The organism is Mammaliicoccus sp. I-M35 (genome assembly GCF_022386455.1).
Taxonomy (GTDB): domain Bacteria; phylum Bacillota; class Bacilli; order Staphylococcales; family Staphylococcaceae; genus Mammaliicoccus; species Mammaliicoccus sciuri_A.
Map to the genome: position 1 here is coordinate 387863 of NZ_JAJNIL010000001.1, position 18536 is coordinate 406398.

The 18536-nt window shown below is 32.4% G+C and carries 18 protein-coding genes, 1 riboswitch and 1 other annotated feature; all 18 genes read right to left on the reverse strand.

All coding sequences use genetic code 11. From position 1 onward, the window contains the following. Positions 1-4 precede the first annotated feature (4 nt). The 18 genes from LQ679_RS01920 to mutM all read right to left on the reverse strand — a co-directional run bounded on the left by LQ679_RS01920 (position 5) and on the right by mutM (position 18526). Entirely contained in the window at positions 5-838 is an 834-nt protein-coding gene (locus LQ679_RS01920) for a cytochrome C assembly family protein (RefSeq protein ID WP_037588464.1), read from the reverse strand. Positions 839-858: 20 nt separating this feature from the next. Next, entirely contained in the window at positions 859-2196 is a 1338-nt protein-coding gene (gene hemA / locus LQ679_RS01925; protein ID WP_204189014.1) for a glutamyl-tRNA reductase, read from the reverse strand. 74 nt (positions 2197-2270) lie between these two features. Further along, positions 2271-2858: a ribosome biogenesis GTP-binding protein YihA/YsxC gene (yihA, locus tag LQ679_RS01930; RefSeq protein WP_025904289.1), complete on the reverse strand. Its 588-nt coding sequence runs from the start codon at positions 2856-2858 to the stop codon at positions 2271-2273. 149 nt (positions 2859-3007) lie between these two features. Further along, a complete protein-coding gene (clpX, locus tag LQ679_RS01935) occupies positions 3008-4270 on the reverse strand; it encodes an ATP-dependent Clp protease ATP-binding subunit ClpX (RefSeq protein WP_025904290.1) in 1263 nt (420 codons plus the stop codon). 123 nt (positions 4271-4393) lie between these two features. Continuing rightward, positions 4394-5674: a trigger factor gene (tig, locus tag LQ679_RS01940; protein WP_025904291.1), complete on the reverse strand. Its 1281-nt coding sequence runs from the start codon at positions 5672-5674 to the stop codon at positions 4394-4396. 93 nt (positions 5675-5767) lie between these two features. After that, positions 5768-6697 carry a hypothetical protein gene (locus LQ679_RS01945; protein ID WP_126477560.1) on the reverse strand — a complete coding sequence of 310 codons (930 nt, stop codon included), beginning with the start codon at positions 6695-6697 and terminating at the stop codon, positions 5768-5770. Positions 6698-6699: 2 nt separating this feature from the next. Next, a complete protein-coding gene (locus LQ679_RS01950) occupies positions 6700-7323 on the reverse strand; it encodes an NUDIX domain-containing protein (protein ID WP_239762017.1) in 624 nt (207 codons plus the stop codon). A 149-nt stretch (positions 7324-7472) separates the two neighbouring features. Next, on the reverse strand, positions 7473-7832 hold the full coding sequence (gene rplT, locus LQ679_RS01955; RefSeq protein ID WP_025904294.1) for a 50S ribosomal protein L20: 360 nt from the start codon (positions 7830-7832) through the stop codon (positions 7473-7475). A 42-nt stretch (positions 7833-7874) separates the two neighbouring features. Further along, complete coding sequence (gene rpmI / locus LQ679_RS01960) at positions 7875-8075, reverse strand: 50S ribosomal protein L35 (RefSeq protein ID WP_016910907.1); 201 nt, start codon at positions 8073-8075, stop codon at positions 7875-7877. Positions 8076-8100: 25 nt separating this feature from the next. After that, a complete protein-coding gene (infC, locus tag LQ679_RS01965) occupies positions 8101-8631 on the reverse strand; it encodes a translation initiation factor IF-3 (protein WP_025904295.1) in 531 nt (176 codons plus the stop codon). Positions 8632-8654: 23 nt separating this feature from the next. Then, positions 8655-8780 (reverse strand) — a sequence feature (ribosomal protein L20 leader region). A gap of 52 nt (positions 8781-8832) precedes the next feature. After that, the gene (locus tag LQ679_RS01970) at positions 8833-10326 is read right to left on the reverse strand and encodes an amino acid permease (RefSeq protein ID WP_159315695.1); all 1494 of its coding nucleotides are present in this window, start codon (positions 10324-10326) and stop codon (positions 8833-8835) included. Positions 10327-10414: 88 nt separating this feature from the next. Next, a riboswitch (Lysine riboswitch) is annotated at positions 10415-10587 on the reverse strand. Positions 10588-10656: 69 nt separating this feature from the next. After that, positions 10657-12585: a threonine--tRNA ligase gene (thrS, locus tag LQ679_RS01975; RefSeq protein WP_037588475.1), complete on the reverse strand. Its 1929-nt coding sequence runs from the start codon at positions 12583-12585 to the stop codon at positions 10657-10659. A gap of 314 nt (positions 12586-12899) precedes the next feature. Beyond that, complete coding sequence (gene dnaI / locus LQ679_RS01980; protein WP_204189016.1) at positions 12900-13820, reverse strand: primosomal protein DnaI; 921 nt, start codon at positions 13818-13820, stop codon at positions 12900-12902. Then, positions 13820-15202: a replicative helicase loading/DNA remodeling protein DnaB gene (locus LQ679_RS01985; RefSeq protein ID WP_239762018.1), complete on the reverse strand. Its 1383-nt coding sequence runs from the start codon at positions 15200-15202 to the stop codon at positions 13820-13822. The genes dnaI and LQ679_RS01985 overlap by 1 nt, the downstream gene beginning before the upstream one ends. An 11-nt stretch (positions 15203-15213) precedes the next feature. Next, on the reverse strand, positions 15214-15672 hold the full coding sequence (nrdR, locus tag LQ679_RS01990) for a transcriptional regulator NrdR (protein WP_025904300.1): 459 nt from the start codon (positions 15670-15672) through the stop codon (positions 15214-15216). A 179-nt stretch (positions 15673-15851) separates the two neighbouring features. Next, complete coding sequence (locus LQ679_RS01995) at positions 15852-16886, reverse strand: glyceraldehyde-3-phosphate dehydrogenase (RefSeq protein WP_191835670.1); 1035 nt, start codon at positions 16884-16886, stop codon at positions 15852-15854. A gap of 162 nt (positions 16887-17048) precedes the next feature. Continuing rightward, positions 17049-17645, reverse strand: a complete 597-nt coding sequence (gene coaE / locus LQ679_RS02000) for a dephospho-CoA kinase (protein ID WP_191835671.1) — start codon at positions 17643-17645, stop codon at positions 17049-17051. 8 nt (positions 17646-17653) lie between these two features. Beyond that, positions 17654-18526 carry a bifunctional DNA-formamidopyrimidine glycosylase/DNA-(apurinic or apyrimidinic site) lyase gene (gene mutM / locus LQ679_RS02005; protein WP_126477565.1) on the reverse strand — a complete coding sequence of 291 codons (873 nt, stop codon included), beginning with the start codon at positions 18524-18526 and terminating at the stop codon, positions 17654-17656. Positions 18527-18536: the final 10 nt, after the last annotated feature.

Sequence of the window (18536 nt, forward strand, 5' to 3'; positions counted from 1 at the left end):
TTGTTTAGTTAAACCATTGATGAAATCCTGAAAATTTTGAGACCACCAAATAATTTATCATACACACGAGAAACATCATAATATTTGCTATAACTAACGTTTTTGTGTTGATTGATTTTCTTACTCTTAAAAACAAATAAATACCATAAAGTAGTAAGACAATTAAGGAACCGACTACTTTACTATCAATCCATATTTCACTACCAATTATAATAAGTCCCCATTGAATGCCAAGTATTAAACTAATTAATAAGACTAAAAATCCTACTAATGTAAATCTGAATACATTTTGTTCTAATTGGTCAATACTGCCCATTCTAAAGAACTTTTGATTAAATTTTTTCTCTTTTAAATTTTTTCTTTGTAACAAATACAAAATTGCATGTGATGTACTCAATGCAAAAAGAACATAGCTTAAAATAGCTAAAGAAATATGTATTAAAAGTAATTCATTCATTATATTTGCAGCAGTATTTTCTGTGTCATACTGTTCTGGTCTAAATGTATGAATAACTAAAAATACAAATCCAATCAAATTGATAATAAAGACTGTTAAATCTGTGGATTTAAAATAATTTAAAACTAATGAAACAGTGATAATCATCCATGTATAAAAATAAAATCCTTCAAAAATTGTTAGTACAGGGAATTGTTTCGTTGTAACAATATACATGCACAAAAAGATTGTTTGAAAAATCCAAACAATCCCTAGCGCATAATACCCAAACTTTCTAACTTTAGAATTCTTTTGAATAAAGTCATAAAAATAGCACCCTAAACAAATCATGTAAATAATTAATACTATTTCATGCAAACGTACAGAAATTACATCTTGCATAGCATCACCATTATTTTGTATTAAGATTCAACTGTTTTAGCAGACAATTGATCTTGCTTTAATTCTTTCTTAGTTTCATTTATTCGCTCAACTTCACTTGAGATATTGAAGATTTCTTGGAATAATTCTAATTTTTCTTTTGATTTTTTGTCCGTTGATAATTCTTTTGCTTGTGTAATCGGATCTTTTAATAGTTGATTGACGATACTCTTCATGTGTTTAGAAATAACTTTACGCTCTCTGTCAGTCATATCAGGAAGCTTTCTTTCAACACTCATCATTGTATCTTGTTGTATATGTGATGCTTTGTCTCTTAATGCCGTAATAATTGGCACAACACCTAACATATTCACCCATTCATCGTGTTTATCAATTTCTTTAGCAATTAATAATTCAATTTCACGTGCTGCTTGTTCACGTTCAGCTAAATTAGCATCAACAAGTCCGTTTAAATCATCCACGTCATAATTAAACATTGAATCTAAATCATTTACACCTGGGTCTATATCTCTAGGTACCGCAATATCAATTAATACTAACGGTTTATTCCTTCTAAAACGCTCTACATCACGCATCATATCTTTAGTTAATACATAATGTTCAGCACTAGTAGAACTGATCACAATATCAGCTTCCATTAATGAACATTGTAATTCATTGATGCTTTTCGCTACACCTTTATACTGCATCGCAAGAGATTCCGCTTTTGCTACTGTACGGTTTAAAACAGTGATGTCTTTAACGCCACTACCATTTAAATTCGCAACTGCTAACTCAGCCATTTCCCCTGCACCAATGATTAATGCTTTCTTATTATCTAATTTACCTAAAACTTTTTTAGATAATTCGACAGCTGCATAAGATACTGAAACAGCATTTGACGCAATATCTGTCTCATGATGCGCACGCTTTGCTAAAGTAATTGCTTGTTTAAATAGACGGTTAAACATTGTTCCAGTTGTAACCTCTGTTTGAGCAATTTGAAATGCGTCTTTCATTTGACCTAGAATTTGAGTCTCTCCTAGAACCATTGAGTCTAGTCCAGAAGTCACTCTAAATAAATGTTCCACTGCATCATTCTCAGTTAAAACATTTGTATATTGTTTAATTGTATCTAAAGATTGATCAAACCAATCTGCTAAAAATGACTGAATATAATATTTACCAGTGTGGATTTGATCTACAACAGCATATACTTCAGTTCTATTACAAGTCGATAAGATTACACATTCTAATATAGATTTTTGATTGTTTAGTGTTACAAGCGCATTCTCAATTTCTTGATCATTAAAAGCTAGTTTTTCACGCATTGCAACATCTGCAGTCTTATAGTTTACGCTTACTACAACAACATGCACTTCTAACGCCCCCATTAATTTATGTCCAATGTCTAAATTATAACATTTCTAATCTAGAAATGTGAGTAATTTGTTTAAATAAATTGTGACAATAATGCCCAAATATTGTCTGTCTTATCTTTATTTAAAGATGAGTAACTAATCAATTTATCTTCAGGATCTAATTCTAATGTTTGTCTAATGATTTTCAAATGCTTTTGTACTTTACCTTTAGGAATTTTATCCTCTTTAGTCGCAATGACAATAGTTGGTATTTCAAAATGTTTCAGATAGTTATACATCAACACATCATCTTGAGTCGGTTTATGTCTAATATCAACTAATTGAATTACACATCTTAATGCTTCTCTAGTTGTTAAGTACTGTTCAATCATCTTACCAAACTGTTCTCTTTGTTTTTTACTAACTTTAGCATATCCATAACCTGGCACATCTACAAAGATAAGTTGCTCATCGATATTAAAGAAGTTTAATGTTTGTGTCTTACCTGGTTTCGATGACGTTCTTGCCACTTTTTTTCTTGAAATTAACGTATTGATAAATGTTGATTTCCCAACATTTGAACGTCCGCTAAGTGCTATTTCTGGCAAACCAGTCTCAGGATATTGTTTTGGATCTACTGCACTGATTATAATATCTACATTATTCGGATTAATTTTCATCGTTTTCTCCTACAAGTTTGTTTCTTTTATTATATCTTATCTTACTTATATTTTAAACACAGTAACGATAGGTCTATCAAATCACTTTTAAACATTAAAGAAGGCTGAGACAGTTAATAACATGTCTCAGCCTTTATAATCATATGTGATTATGCTGATGTTTTTTCATCATTGATTAAATTACCTTCACTATCATATAAGTTTGGTAATTTATGATCTCTAATTGTATCTTCAGTAATAACTACTTTACTTACATCAGAGCTAGATGGAATATCAAACATAATATCGATTAAAGCTTCTTCAATAATTGAACGAAGTCCACGTGCACCTGTTTTACGTTCTATTGCTAATTCACTAATAGCCGTAAGTGCTTGTTCATCAAATTGTAGTTCAACATCATCTAATTCAAGCATCTTAGTATATTGTTTAACTAACGCATTCTTAGGTTGCGTTAAAATATTTTTCAATGCATCAACATCTAATGTTTCAAGGTTAGCTACAATTGGAATTCTACCAATAAATTCAGGAATTAAACCATAAGCCTGTAAATCTTCAGGTCTAATTTGTGATAATAATGATTCTTCGTCACTAATTTCATCACCTGAACTACTAAAGCCGATAACTTTTTCACCAAGTCTACGTTTAATAACTTCATCAATACCATCAAAGGCACCACCAAGGATAAACAGAATATTTGTTGTATCTATTTGAATAAACTCTTGGTTTGGATGCTTTCTTCCACCTTGAGGCGGTACACTTGCTGTCGTACCTTCTAATATTTTAAGCAATGCTTGTTGTACACCTTCACCAGATACGTCACGTGTAATTGACGTATTCTCTGATTTACGTGCAATTTTATCAATTTCATCCACGTAAATGATACCTTTTTCAGCACTTTCAACATCGAAATCTGCTGCTTGGATTAATCTTAATAATATATTTTCAACGTCTTCACCAACGTAACCTGCTTCAGTTAAACTTGTTGCATCTGCAATTGCAAATGGTACATTTAATGATTTAGCTAACGTTTGTGCAAGCAATGTTTTACCACTACCAGTAGGTCCGATTAATGCAATATTACTTTTCTGTAATTCAACACCATCTTCACTTTCAGAAGGTTGTTGTACACGTTTATAATGATTATAAACAGCTACAGCTAATGATTTTTTCGCATTTTCTTGACCAATAACATAATCATTTAATTGTTCCATAATTTCTTTAGGTGTAGGAACATCAGTAAACTGTTCTGGTTCTTGTGACTTTAATTCTTCCTCTACAATTTCAGAACACAATTCTATACATTCATTACAAATATATACGCCACTACCAGCAACAAGTTTTTTAACTTGATCCTGTTCTTTACCACAAAAAGAACATTTTAAGTTTTCTTCACCATCGTTAAATTTAAACATTTTTACACCCCTATTCTTTTTAGACTATACTAAATGTTTTTTACTTTTTCAAATTAAACGGACTAAAAAAGAATAGTAGCAGAAATATTCTGCTACTATAGTTACTTTAATACCGAATAATTATTATTCTCCAGCTGATTCAGCTACTAATAAATCGATAACTTTTTGGATTTTAAGGTCATTAACTAAAATATCGTTATTACCTAATGTTGCTTTAATATCTTCAACAGATAATCCAAATTGTTCGCTCATTTTAGCGAATTCAGCTTCAACATCTGCATCAGATACTTCGATATTCTCTGCATCAGCAATAGCTCTTAAAGTTAAATTAGTTTTAACGCGTTTTTCAGCATCTTCTTTCATTTGTGCTTTAAGTTCTTCTTCTGATTGACCTGAGAATTGATAGTATAACTCAAGGTTTAAACCTTGTTGAGAAATACGTTGTTCAAATTCTTGCATCATACGATCTAATTCTGTATTAATCATAGCTTCTGGAATATCAACTTTTGCATTGTCAGTAGCTTTTGTAATAGCTTCTTCTTTTTCAGTTGCTTCTGCTTGATTAACTTTAGCTTCTTCTAAGTCTTTACGTAATTTTTCTTTATATTCATCAACTGTGCTAACTGATTCATCAAGTTCTTGTGCTAACTCGTCATCTAATTCTGGAATTTCTTTAGATTTCACTTCGTTAACTTCACATTTGAAAGTAGCTTCTTTACCAGCTAATTCTTCAGCGTGGTATTCTTCTGGGAATGTGACAACAACATCTTTGCTATCGTTAGCTTTAAGACCGATTAATTGTTCTTCAAATCCAGGGATGAATGATCCAGAACCAATTTCAAGATCATAACCTTCTGCTTGACCACCTTCGAAAGCTTCACCATCAACATAACCATCGAAGTTAATGTTAACAACGTCTCCTTCAGCGATTTCGCCTTCTTTAACTGTTAATTCAGCTTGACGGCTTACTGCATCTTCAATTGCTTGATTGAATTCTTCGTCAGTTACTTCACGATCTTGTTTCTCGATTGAAAGACCTTTATAGTCTCCTAATTCAACTTCTGGTTCAACAGTTACAGTTGCTTCAAAGATAAGTTCTTTACCTTTTTCCATTTGTGTAACGTCGATTTCTGGACGATCAACTGGGTTGATTTCTGCCTCTTCTACTGCATTACCATATGCTTCAGGTAAAATGAAATCTAAAGCATCTTGGTATAATGATTCAACACCAAATCTTTGTTCAAATAATGGTCTTGGCATTTTACCTTTACGGAAACCAGGTACATTAATTTGTTTAACAACTTTTTTGAATGCTTTGTCTAATCCTTTATCTACTTCTTCTTTAGGAACCGTAACAGTTAATAAACCTTGGTTACCTTCTTTCTTTTCCCATGTTGCTGTCATGAATAAAAACCTCCGTGATTATCCTAATTTTATAAATTTTCAACTCTTTAATTATAACATAGCTTTCTAATGTTTCAACTATAGTGTTTATATTCATTGCAATTTTTGAATGACTTCAATGAATATGTCCCAATCTTGTTGAGTCACACTTTCGTAGTTAGCGTCTATATTAAAACGTTCTGATAAAAGTTTCAAGTAACATGCAACTAAAACATCATCATTTATATCATTTAGTGTAATTGGATACAAAATAATAGCATGTTGGTTTAATAAACTTTTAGCTAACTCTATAGATGCTGGGCTATCAATTTCAAGTTGATCAATTACTTTAGGAATGATATTTTGTGTAAAATTTGTTCTTTCTATACCAGGTAATTCTGTCGGTATAACTGTAATATTCTCATCTATTTTATTGAATTTAACTTCAGCTGACCATTCGCTTAATCTTAAGTATTCTAATATTAAACTTTGCACATTAGGATGCAATACTTCATTCTCAATAATTTGAGCTAAAGTTAAATTAAATATACCTAAGTGATGATCAATTAAATCTATAAGTAGATTAATTTGTTCTTCAAATTGTGTTTCTTGAAATGTTCTTAATACCTCTGAAGCTTTCAATTGCCTTTGGTTCAACTTTTCTTTAGCCATATCTTGAATAGGTAGCAATGCCATTCTCGTAGCATGTTCGATATTTTCATCTTTAATTTGATTTATAATTTCAACTACCGTTTGATATTGTTCTAAAAAGTATAAACTTTCTACAAAATAAATGACTATTTTGTCATAGAATGGATGACCTTGATTCAGCAATATACTCGCTTCTTCTCGCAATTCAAGATAGTAACCGCAAGATTTTAAGACTTCACATTTCTTTATTGATAAGTCATCATCCATCTCAAAATGTTGCTCGTATGTTTCAAACAATTCATACGCTTCATCAAATTGTTCATTTCGAATCGCAAGATTAATATTGTTAACCAGTTGTTTTTTTAATTTTGGAAATGGAATAATTTCACTCAAGGTTACTCACCTCTTCTGTATATACCATCTATAATTAGACTACTCCATGTTTCATAATTCTTATGATTCAACAATTCTGTTTGATCAGCCCACTTAATTTTTAATGTATCTGTTTCGACTGCTTCAACGCTAGATTTATTAACTTTTAATTTAAAAACAACACCAATATGAACTTTTCCTACTTCATCTTGATCATCATTTATAAATCCAATTAACTCCATATTAGCTACATCTTGTTTATTTAAGCCAACTTCTTCTTCAAGTTCTCTTGCAGCATTCTCTCTGATTACCTCTTCAACTGTCACAGCTTCAGGAACATCATTCATATGTCCGCCTACGCCAATTGAACTTAAACCGTGTAATCGACTTTCGCCACCACCTGTTAATCTCTCATATACAAGTACTTCGTCGTCCTCATTTTCTAATATACAATATGAAATAAGTTGTTTATATGAAGGATCTTCTTCCATATCGCCACGACGTTTTGTTTCAAATCGACAAATTGTTTCATAAATATACTTAGTTTCTTCATCTTGAATAGATTTAAACCCATCAAATTGATAAGCTTCGTCTTTAAATATTAATTTACGTGGTACTACTGTAATCATTTCATCAAATTTAGACATAATAAACTCCTTATTCTTATTTCTACACTATTTTATCAAAGCGAATTTGAAGCGTAAAGAAGACGCACTTTCTACTATATTATTTCATAAAAAAAGCCATCAATAAAGTTAATAACTTTATTGACAGCTTATACAACAATGAAATGCAATTATTTAGCTAAAGCGTCTTTAGCTTTAGTAGCTAATTCAGCAAATGCTTTTTCGTCTGAAATAGCGATTTCAGAAAGCATTTTACGGTTAATTTCAATACCAGCTACTTTAAGACCATTCATTAAACGGCTATAGCTGATGTCGTTTTGACGAGCTGCTGCATTAATACGTGCAATCCATAATTTACGGAATTCACGTTTTTTCTGACGACGGTCACGGTAAGCGTAGTTACCAGATTTCATAACTTGTTGCTTAGCAACTTTATATAATGTATGTTTTGAACCAAAGTAACCTTTAGATAATTTTAAAACTTTTTTACGACGAGCTCTCGTCACTGTTCCACCTTTAACACGTGGCATGATAATTCCTCCTTAAAATGGACCATTAGTCCGCTATGTTTATTATTTTACGTACGTTAACATTTGTTTAACTCGTTTAGTATCTGATTTAGAAACTAATGAAGCTTTACGCAATTTACGTTTTGCTTTTGTAGATTTGTTTGCGAATAAGTGTGAAGTGAACGCTCTAGAACGTTTTAATTGACCTGAACCAGTTCTTTTAACACGTTTTGCTGCTCCACGATGAGTTTTCATTTTAGGCATTGAGATTTCCTCCTATAATTTCGGTTTATTTGTCGTTTGAAATTGGCGCTAACATTAAGAACATTGAACGCCCTTCCATTTTAGGTCTTTGTTCAACTGTTGCTATGTCTTTACAAGATTCTGCAAAGCGTTCTAACACACGTTGACCAATTTCTTTATGCGTGATCGCACGACCTCTAAATCTAATAGATACTTTAACTTTATCTTCTTTAGATAAGAATTTTTGAGCATGTTTCAATTTAGTTTCGAAGTCATGTTCTTCGATAGTTGGACTTAATCGAATTTCTTTAACATTGACTACTTTTTGTTTCTTACGCATTTCTTTTTCTTTCTTCTGCTGTTCGAATTTGTATTTACCGTAATCCATAATTCTTGCAACAGGTGGTTTAGCATTAGGCGCTACGATTACAACGTCTAAATCTACTCGTTCAGCCATTTCAAGGGCTTCATATTTAGATTTAACACCAATTTGCTCACCATCTTGGCCAATAAGGCGAAGTTCTTTTGCACGAATTTTGTCGTTAACTTGAGTCTGATCTTTAGCTATGGTTGACACCTCCTAGAATTTTACGAAGTCGTCCAAGAAAAAAAGAACGAATGCATAATGCACCCGTTCTCATCCATAAACTTTAAAGGTTTATTGTACCTGCTAACTGCTTTACGCGTCACTACAGGTGAGAAGCGGGTATGCTTCTACTTGGTCCGTTTCGTATTCAACAAAACTAATCTTACCAATTATAAACCCTTATGTCAATGTTTATTTAATATTCTTTTCAAATTCTTTCATATCCACATCTTGACTTAAGTCAACTTTATCAAGTGGAATCATTTTAGTTCTATATTTTAGTTTATGGAAAATATAAAACGCTAAAAATACAGGAATACCCATATAAGTAATGAAGAATCTTCTTGGTTCGAATTCACCAGTTTGGATGAAATCAACATCTTGTCCTACAATTACAATCGCACATAAAGCAAATGCAAACAATGGACCAAATGGGAACCATTTAGCTTTATATTTTAATTTAGTCTTATCATAATCTTGTAGATCAAATGCTCTTCTAAATCTATAATGGCTGATTGCGATTCCTAACCAAGCAATAAAGCCTGTCATACCTGAAGCAGCGATAATATATTCGTATGCGCCACCACTTAAATGCTCAATTGCAAATATAAGTATAACAACTACTGCTGTTGCAAATAATGCTGTGTATGGAACACCTGATTTATTTGTTTTTGAAAATACTGGTGATGCTAATTTATCTTTACTCATTGAGAATAGCATTCTAACTGAAGCGTACATACCAGAGTTACCTGCTGATAATACTGAAGTTAAAATAACAGCATTCATAAATGAAGCAGCAAATGCTAAACCTGCATTCTCAAATACTAGTGTAAATGGTGATTTCGCAATTTCGTCTCCACCCATTAAGTTTGGATTTGTATAAGGAATAATCATACCAATTACAAAGATTGCTAAAATGTAAAATAATAAAATTCTCCAGAATACTTGTTTAATCGCTTTAGGAACTGCTCTTTCAGGATTTTCAGATTCTCCAGCTGTAATACCAATTAACTCGGTACCTTGGAATGAGAATCCCGCAACTAAGAATACACCTAATACAAGTAAGAATGTATTAACGTTCGAGTCACCTAAGAATGGTGCATCACCTGCTACAAAGTTATCGAATCCTAAGTATTCGCCACCTAGTAAACCAAATATCGTTAATAAACCTACGCCAATGAAAATAATTACTGTAGCTACTTTAATAAATGCAAACCAGTATTCACTTTCCCCGTATACTCTAACTGAAAGTGCATTAAGGCCAAATATGATAACCATAAAAATGATACTCCATAACCATGATGGAATGATTTCTAATGGTTCCCAGTAACTCACAACTTGAGATGCAATTGTAATATCAGCTGCAACTGTAATAACCCAGTTAAACCAATAGTTCCATCCCAATGCAAATCCTAGTGAAGGATCGACAAATCGAGTTGCGTAAGTACTAAAAGAACCTGAGACTGGTAAATAAGTCGCCATTTCTCCTAATGATGTCATAAGGAAGAAGACCATCAAGCCAACTATTGCATATGCTAGTAATGCACCACCCGGTCCAGCATCTCTAATCGCTCCGCCAGAAGTCATAAATAAACCAGTACCAATACAACCACCGATGGCTATCATAGAGATATGTCTATCTTTGAGTTTCCTTTGAATATTGTTCGTTGATTTTTCTTGATTCATTGCTATTTCCTTTCTCCATTCCACAATCGAGCCACTAAAAAAGTCGCATATCTCAAGAGATATGCGACCGATATATGAACATTCCATACAAATTGGTAGCACATCACTTAGTGTGACAGTCCAGTATCTATTAAACACTGACCCAACAAATCATATTATGGATATGATTCGTTTCGGCGATGCACCCTTTCATTATTTCAACATACGCGCCATTTCGCTTCTGAATAATTACTCTTGAACATCGCAACCTCTAACTCATTACTGAGGAATATTTAATTAAATTTCACTATTAAAACTATACCCGATGATTCCAGAAATTTCAATAGGATATTACTTTTTTAGTCGAATTTCATCCACAATATTCCAGATGAATTCGTCTTTTTCAACTGTTTTTGAATCTTTTGATCCGTATTGACGTACATTTACTTCTTGGTTTTCTACTTCTTTATCACCGACTACTATTTGGTACGGTATTTTTTTCATTTGAGCTTCACGAATTTTATATCCCATTTTTTCGTTACGGTCGTCAATATGAACACGTACACCTTGAGATTTTAATTCATCGTTTAATGCTCTTGCATAATCGTAATGTAAGTCAACATTTACAGGTATAATTTCCACTTGTTTTGGTGCTAACCAAAGTGGGAATGCACCTTTAGTTTCTTCTATTAAGAATGCAGTAAATCTTTCCATAGTAGAAATTACGCCTCTATGAATAACAACTGGACGATGTTCTTCACCATCATTACCGATATAAGTTAAATCAAATTTTTGTGGTAATAAGAAATCTAATTGAGCAGTAGAAAGTGTTTCTTCTTTACCCATTGCTGTTTTAACTTGAACGTCTAATTTAGGGCCATAGAATGCCGCTTCACCGATTGCTTCTTCGTATGGTAATGCCATTTCATCGATTACTTCTTTAAGAACCGCTTGTGCTTTATTCCACATTTCGTCATCATCGAAGTATTTTTCTTTATCTTCTGGATCGCGATAACTTAATCTGAATTTGTAATCTTCGAAACCGAAATCTTTATACACATCAAGAATCATGTTAACAACACGTTTAAATTCTTCTTTAATTTGGTCTGGACGAACAAAGATATGTGCGTCATTTAAAGTCATACCTCTAACACGTTGTAAACCAGATACTGCTCCACTTGCCTCATATCTATGCATCATACCTAATTCAGCTATACGAATTGGTAACTCTCTATATGAATGACGACTATTTTTATAAATCATCATATGATGTGGACAGTTCATAGGTCTAAGCACAAGTTCTTCATTACCTAAATCCATTGGTGGGAACATATCTTCGTGATAGTGATCCCAATGTCCAGATCTCTTGTAGAAATCTACATTAGCCATAATTGGTGTATACACATGGTCATACCCCATTGCGACTTCTTTATCTACAATATAACGCTCTAATTCACGTCTAATAGTTGCACCATTTGGTAACCATAAAGGTAAACCAGCACCAACATCTTGGTTAGTAGTAAATAATTCTAATTCTCTACCGATTTTACGGTGATCACGTTCTTTTCTTTCTTCTAATACTTTCAAGTATGCTTTTAATTCTTTTTTATCAAAGAATGCTGTTCCGTATATACGTTGCAACATCTTATTGTTTGAGTCACCTCTCCAATAAGCACCTGCAGTAGATAACAATTTAAATTCTTTAATTTTTGAAGTTGAAGGAACATGTACGCCTCGACATAAATCTGTAAATTCACCTTGAGAATAAAGTGTTACATTTTCGTCTTCAGGAATAGCATCGATCAACTCTAATTTATACTCATCATTTTTAAAGAATGCTTTCGCTTCATCGCGACTTACAACTTTACGTTCAATTTTAAAGTTTTCATTCACAATTTGTTTCATTTCTTTTTCGATAGTTTCAAAGTCGTCACTAGAAATTTTATGTTCTGTATCTACATCGTAGTAGAAACCACCTTCGATTACAGGACCTACGCCAAACTTCACATCTCCGTATAATCTTTGTAAAGCTTGTGCCATTAAATGTGCAGTTGAATGTCTCAACACTTCTAAAGCTTCGTCGCTTCCAGGTGTAACGATTTCAATTTCCCCATCATTTTCTAAAGGTCTTGTTAAATCTACTAACTGACCATTAAATTTACCAGCCACAGCTTTCTTTCTTAAACCTGGGCTAATAGATTGAGCGATTTCTTCAGTAGTTGTGCCTTGTTCAAACCCTTTCACATTACCATCCGGAAACTTAATATTTATCTCACTCATAACGACTTCCTCCTCTTTTTTATTAAAGAACACAAAAAAGAGACCTCATCCAAAGGGACGAAATCTCTCGCGGTACCACCCTCATTAACGCACTTAACTTATAAGTACGATAACTCTACATAAGATAACGGTCTTGAGCCGAATGTGGATTAACACATCATGTATTGAGGGAGTAACTATTTATATTGCATTATCTCAATTCCAGCTCAATGAGACTCTCTGTGAATGCTTTATAGACGTCATGTCCTCTAAATTTGTATATTCATTTAAGATAATTCAATTATACAACTCTACTGTAAAATATCAAGCTAAAATTAAGCGCGATAGTTTTTACCATCTAATTCATATGGCTCAGAGATTGTTTTAATACGTTCCATTATTCGACTAGCTTTTGTGATTTCTGCACCTTGTCGTGTCTTGCTCAAATGAAATTCTAACTCTTCAAAGTTAAAATTCGAACTAAAGAATGTCGGTAATTTATGGACCATTCTATAATGCAATAATGGACCCAATATTTCATCACGAACCCATGGTGTCAGTTCTTCCGCACCAATATCATCTAGCATCAACACTTTAGCTTCACGTGCCGCTTCAAATCGACTACTGAATGATCCGTCATTAAATCCATTTTTAAGCACTCTAATAAATTCAGGCAAATATATAATTGTAGAAGGTTGCTTTTTGACTTTTAGCTGATTTGAAATTGCACCTAATATATATGATTTACCCGTTCCGAATGGACCATGAATATATAGTCCTTTAACTTCATCACCAGCTACAATTTTATTACAGATATCCATAGCCTTCTTAATAATTTGCATACGAGATTCATTATCGATATATATATCTTTGATCGTCGCTTTCAACGTTTCTTCTGGCATTTGGAATGATGTCACTAAACTTGATTCAAATCTTTGTTCATCGTATTCGATTTTGTTCGGACATGGTAAGTACCTTGTTTTGATGTGGTCATTCTCAATGTATAGTTCAGGTACATGACCTTTCACAAAGTTGATACAAGTACCATAACTCCCACATTTCTCACAACATTTCGATTGATCTTTATATGCTTGTAGTTGATCTAAATCTCTATCAATCATTTCGTTCGTTAATTCAGATTGATGTTCTTCTAAAAATGCCTTTACCTCTTTATGAGACAATGTATCTTTTTTAATTTTTTCTAATCGTTTTTGAAAATCTTTATTTTGTTTCAAATGTTGTCCAAGTGGTTCCATTATTGATCACCTTCTTTCCAAAAAGCTTCCATTTCTTTTTGAAGCGCTTGTTTTCTTTTTTCAAACGCTGCATCTGATTCATGATCATTTTGTTTCTCTTCTTTAGTTGATTCAGAAGATTTTTGTTTTAATAACCATTCTGGTGTCTTTTCAATTGATTTTAATTTATATGGGTTATTTGCATTATTTTTACGTTCTTTTTTCTTCTCAGCTTTTTGTTTATCAAGATTTTTAACATAATGATAAGCTTCTTCAGCTGAGGATAATTTAAGTTTCTTCCAATTCGAAGCTATTTCTTCAATATATGCTTTCGGTAACTGCATATTATTTTTAAACATTACATACTCTAACAAGATGTTAATTACACCATACGGTAATTTTTCGCGTGTAATAATATCTTCAACAGTTCTCTTTTGTGCAATTGTTGGTTCAGATTGCGTAAATGATGATAACACGTCTATTGGACTTGTCGTATCCAACAGTTCAAACCATGACAACAAAGAGTTCACTTCACTGTTTTCAGCATGCGAATTTGCTTTAGACTTTTCATTTTTTAAATCTAAAGTCGGCAATTCACCTTCATGCTCGATTTGATAGATTGTACGTGCATGTTTTCTTAAATCTTGTAGTGAAATCGTTTGGTTCTCTGTAATGGATTTTAAGATAATAGACTTCATTTCAACCGGTGTAATACCGTATAATGTAGCAATTTGTATGATGACTTCTTTCGTCTGTTTATTTAAAATCTCTTTAGAAATTAAATGATTACTCAACAATAACTCTAACATTTCAAAATCAAATTGAACGTCTGACAAATCGAGTCCCTTACTTTTATATTCGGGTCGAATATTGATATCATCTTGTTGTTCAACATTCGTCAACTTTGGCACTTTAAATACATCAGTAAAGCTCTTGGTCACTTCATGAAAACCTTCTGTTGTCACACTGTCATCTTTATATCTATTTTTTAATCTAATATATCTCGACTTCCCAATTTGTTGATATAAAAATACAGATAATAAAGGATCATTAAAAAATTGTTCTGCTGTAGCAGGTTGCTCTAATTGATAAATAAATGATTGCGCTTCTTGATTCGTCTTAAAATATGTCTTCAGTAAGCCAATACCTTCTAACAAGTCTAAAGCATCTCTAAAGCTAGATAAATTTATTCTTAAATCATTCATAATTGTATAATGATTATACGCTTCTGTTTCATGATGATAATTAAACTGCGATAAATATAAATAAACACCAATTGCATCAGTTCCAATTAATGGCGTATATAAACTAACTAATATATCTTGATGTACATGTGTATAATTATAATTCGATTTAACATAGAAGCCATCACTTGGCTTGATACCACTAAAATATTCCGCCATTAATACTCACCTTACTTTCGGTCTTTCAATATGCCTTGCATAGACTTTAATAATTGATCGACATCTTTAAATTCTCTATATACTGATGCAAATCTTACATAAGATACTTGATCGACATCCATTAAATGTTCCATAACTTTTTCACCAATATCATTTGAAGATACTTCTGTGTTACCTTCAGATCTTAATTCTTTTTCAACTTGATTTGTAATTTCTTCTAATTTTTGATAAGCAACCGGTCTTTTTTCACAAGAACGTACTAAACCGTTTAATATTTTATCTCTATTAAATGTTTGTCTTGCGCCGTCTTTTTTTACGACGATTAAAGGTGTGAGCTCTACTCTTTCAAAAGTTGTGAAACGAAATCCACATGATTCACATTCTCTTCGTCTTCTAATTGCTACTAAATCATCCGCGTGTCTAGAGTCTACAACTTTGGAATTTTCATATTTACAGTTTGGACATCTCATTCGTTTCACCCCTCATATACTTATTACATAGGTTGATTATACAGTAGTTTGTTATTTTTTTAAACGCTCACTACTTTTCAAAATGCACTTATAGATACTTAACAGTATTATTATTCAATAAAAAAACGTAATGCGGTATTTAATTTACCACATTACGTTTTAAATGTACCTTATATCACTTATGAAATTTTTTGTTCTCTCACTTCTGAAAGTATTTGAGCAATTTGTTTTGCTAGTTCAACAACTCTCATTGAGTAACCCCATTCATTATCATACCAAGCAAGTACTTTCACTTTATTATCTGCAATGACCATTGTAGATTGTTCATCAACGATTGCTGAATGTGGATTCGTTTTGAAATCAATTGAAACAAGCGGCTCATCATTAACATCCATAATCCCTTTTAATGGTCCATTACTAGCTTGACGTAATGCTTCATTCACTTCTTCAACTGTTACATTTTGTTTTAAATCGACAACTAAATCTACAAGAGAAACATTAGAAGTTGGTACTCTTAATGCCATTCCATGCATTTTCCCTTCTAATTCAGGTAATACAAGTGACAATGCTTTTGCTGCACCTGTTGAAGTTGGAATGATACTATCCGTACAAGAACGTGCTCTTCTCAAATCTTTATGAGGATTATCTAAGTTCTTTTGGTCATTCGTAAATGCATGTACAGTTGTCATCAATCCATTTTCGATTCCAAATGTATCATTTAAAACTTTGACTACCGGGCTTAAACAATTCGTTGTACAAGATGCATTTGAAACAATATCAAAATCATTTAAATCAAGTGCATCATCATTTACACCTCTAACAATTGTTTGAACATGGCCACCTTTAGATGGTCCTGTTAAAATAACTTTCTTAGCGCCAGCGTCAATATGTGCAATAGCTTTATCTCCATGATTAAATTTACCAGTTGCTTCTATAACAATATCAATTCCTAAAGTTCCCCACGGTAATAATTTAGGATCTCTTTCAGATACAAGTAAAATTTTATGACCATCAATGATGATGCCATCTTCAACTGCTTTAATTTCTCCATCTAATTTGCCATGTGTAGAATCATACTTAATTAAATGAGCAATTGTTTCTGGTGGATATGAAGCATTAATAGCCACAATATTTAAATCATTTGATTTAAGTGCACCTCTTAAGACCATTCTTCCAATTCTTCCTAAACCATTAATTGCGATATTTTTCTTCATAGTCGAGAACCCCTTTTAATGTGATATACTATTTATTGCAATTAGTATATCACATTAAAAGTTTGTTGAAAACGTTTTCTATTATCTTTTTCTAAAATAATTTAAAAAAGTGGAAGAATAACAAATGCTATTCATCCACTTTCATTTTAAGCTTATTTAATTTTAAAGATTTAATGCCTTATTATTAAGTAAATCATCAATATTTTGATGTAAATCCTCTAAACTTCCATTGTTATCAATTATACAATCGGCTAATGCTTTCTTTTCATCTATTGGTATTTGTGATTGTATTCTTGCTTCCGCTTCTTCATCACTTAACTGATTACGTTCTTTAAGACGTTGTATTTGAGTTTCTTGATCTGTATAAACTAACCAAGTTTCATCGACTGTATTTTGCAATTTGTTCTCAAACAATAACGGAATATCCATTATGACATTTTTACCATGATTTAATGCCTCTTCTTTTTCTTTATCCATTATTGTTCTTACTATCGGGTGAATAATATTGTTTAGCTTTTCTCGCATTGTTGAATCTTTAAATACAATAGAACCAATATATTGTCTATTCATTTCACCATCTATAATTGCATCTTCTCCAAATACTTCTTTAACTTGTTGTAGACCAACGCTACCTTTTTCGACTGCTTTTCGACTAGCTACGTCGGCATCTACTATACAAAACCCTTTATCTTGTAAAATACGAGATACTGTAGACTTGCCGGTAGCAATACCTCCAGTTAAACCTATTACTTTCGCCATTTTTACACCTACTTTTGACAATTTGGACAATAGTGCGTGTTTCTTGTGGCAATGACTTTTTGTAATACTTGCCCGCCACATTGACCACACACTTTTTTACCATATATTCTATGCTTTTCTTGCATTGTCCCTTTTTCACCATCTGCATTGTAGTAATCAGATATACTTGAACCACCGTTATCGATACCTTCTTGTAACACGTTAACCACTTCATCAAAGACCGCTTTACGTTCTTTTGAAGTTAAGTCTTTCACAGGTCTCATCGGAAGAACGCCCGCTCTTAACAAAGCTTCACAAGCATAAATGTTACCGCAACCTGATATAACTGTATGGTCCAATATCGCGACTTTAATTGGTTTATTGATAAATTTATTTGACATCACTTTATTTAAGTAATGTTGGTAAGCTTCTTCAACAAACGGTTCTGGTGCAATTTTTAAGACTGAAGGATATTCACTTAAATCTTCCAATGCTCTTAATTCACCAAACCTTCTAATATCTGTGTATATAAGCTGTAATCCGTTATCTAATTCAAATATAACGTGCCAATGCTTCCTATGGTTATCAACTTCAATATGACTTAAATCTGGAACTGTAAAAAATGCCCCCGTCATACCGAAGTGACACATGATAACATTGCTATTTTCACCGTTATCAATTTCCATAAAAATATATTTACTTCTACGATAGACACTCATAATCTTGTAATGTTCAGTACGTTCTTTGAATACAGCTAATGAACTACCTTTTATAATTGTTTCTTTACCTGTCGATTTGCCCAATTCAACTTTTTCTGAAAAAGTTACATTTTGTATTGTGGCACCGACAATTTTAGGTTCTATCACTTTTTTAACACTTTCTACTTCTGGTAACTCAGGCATATATAATCTT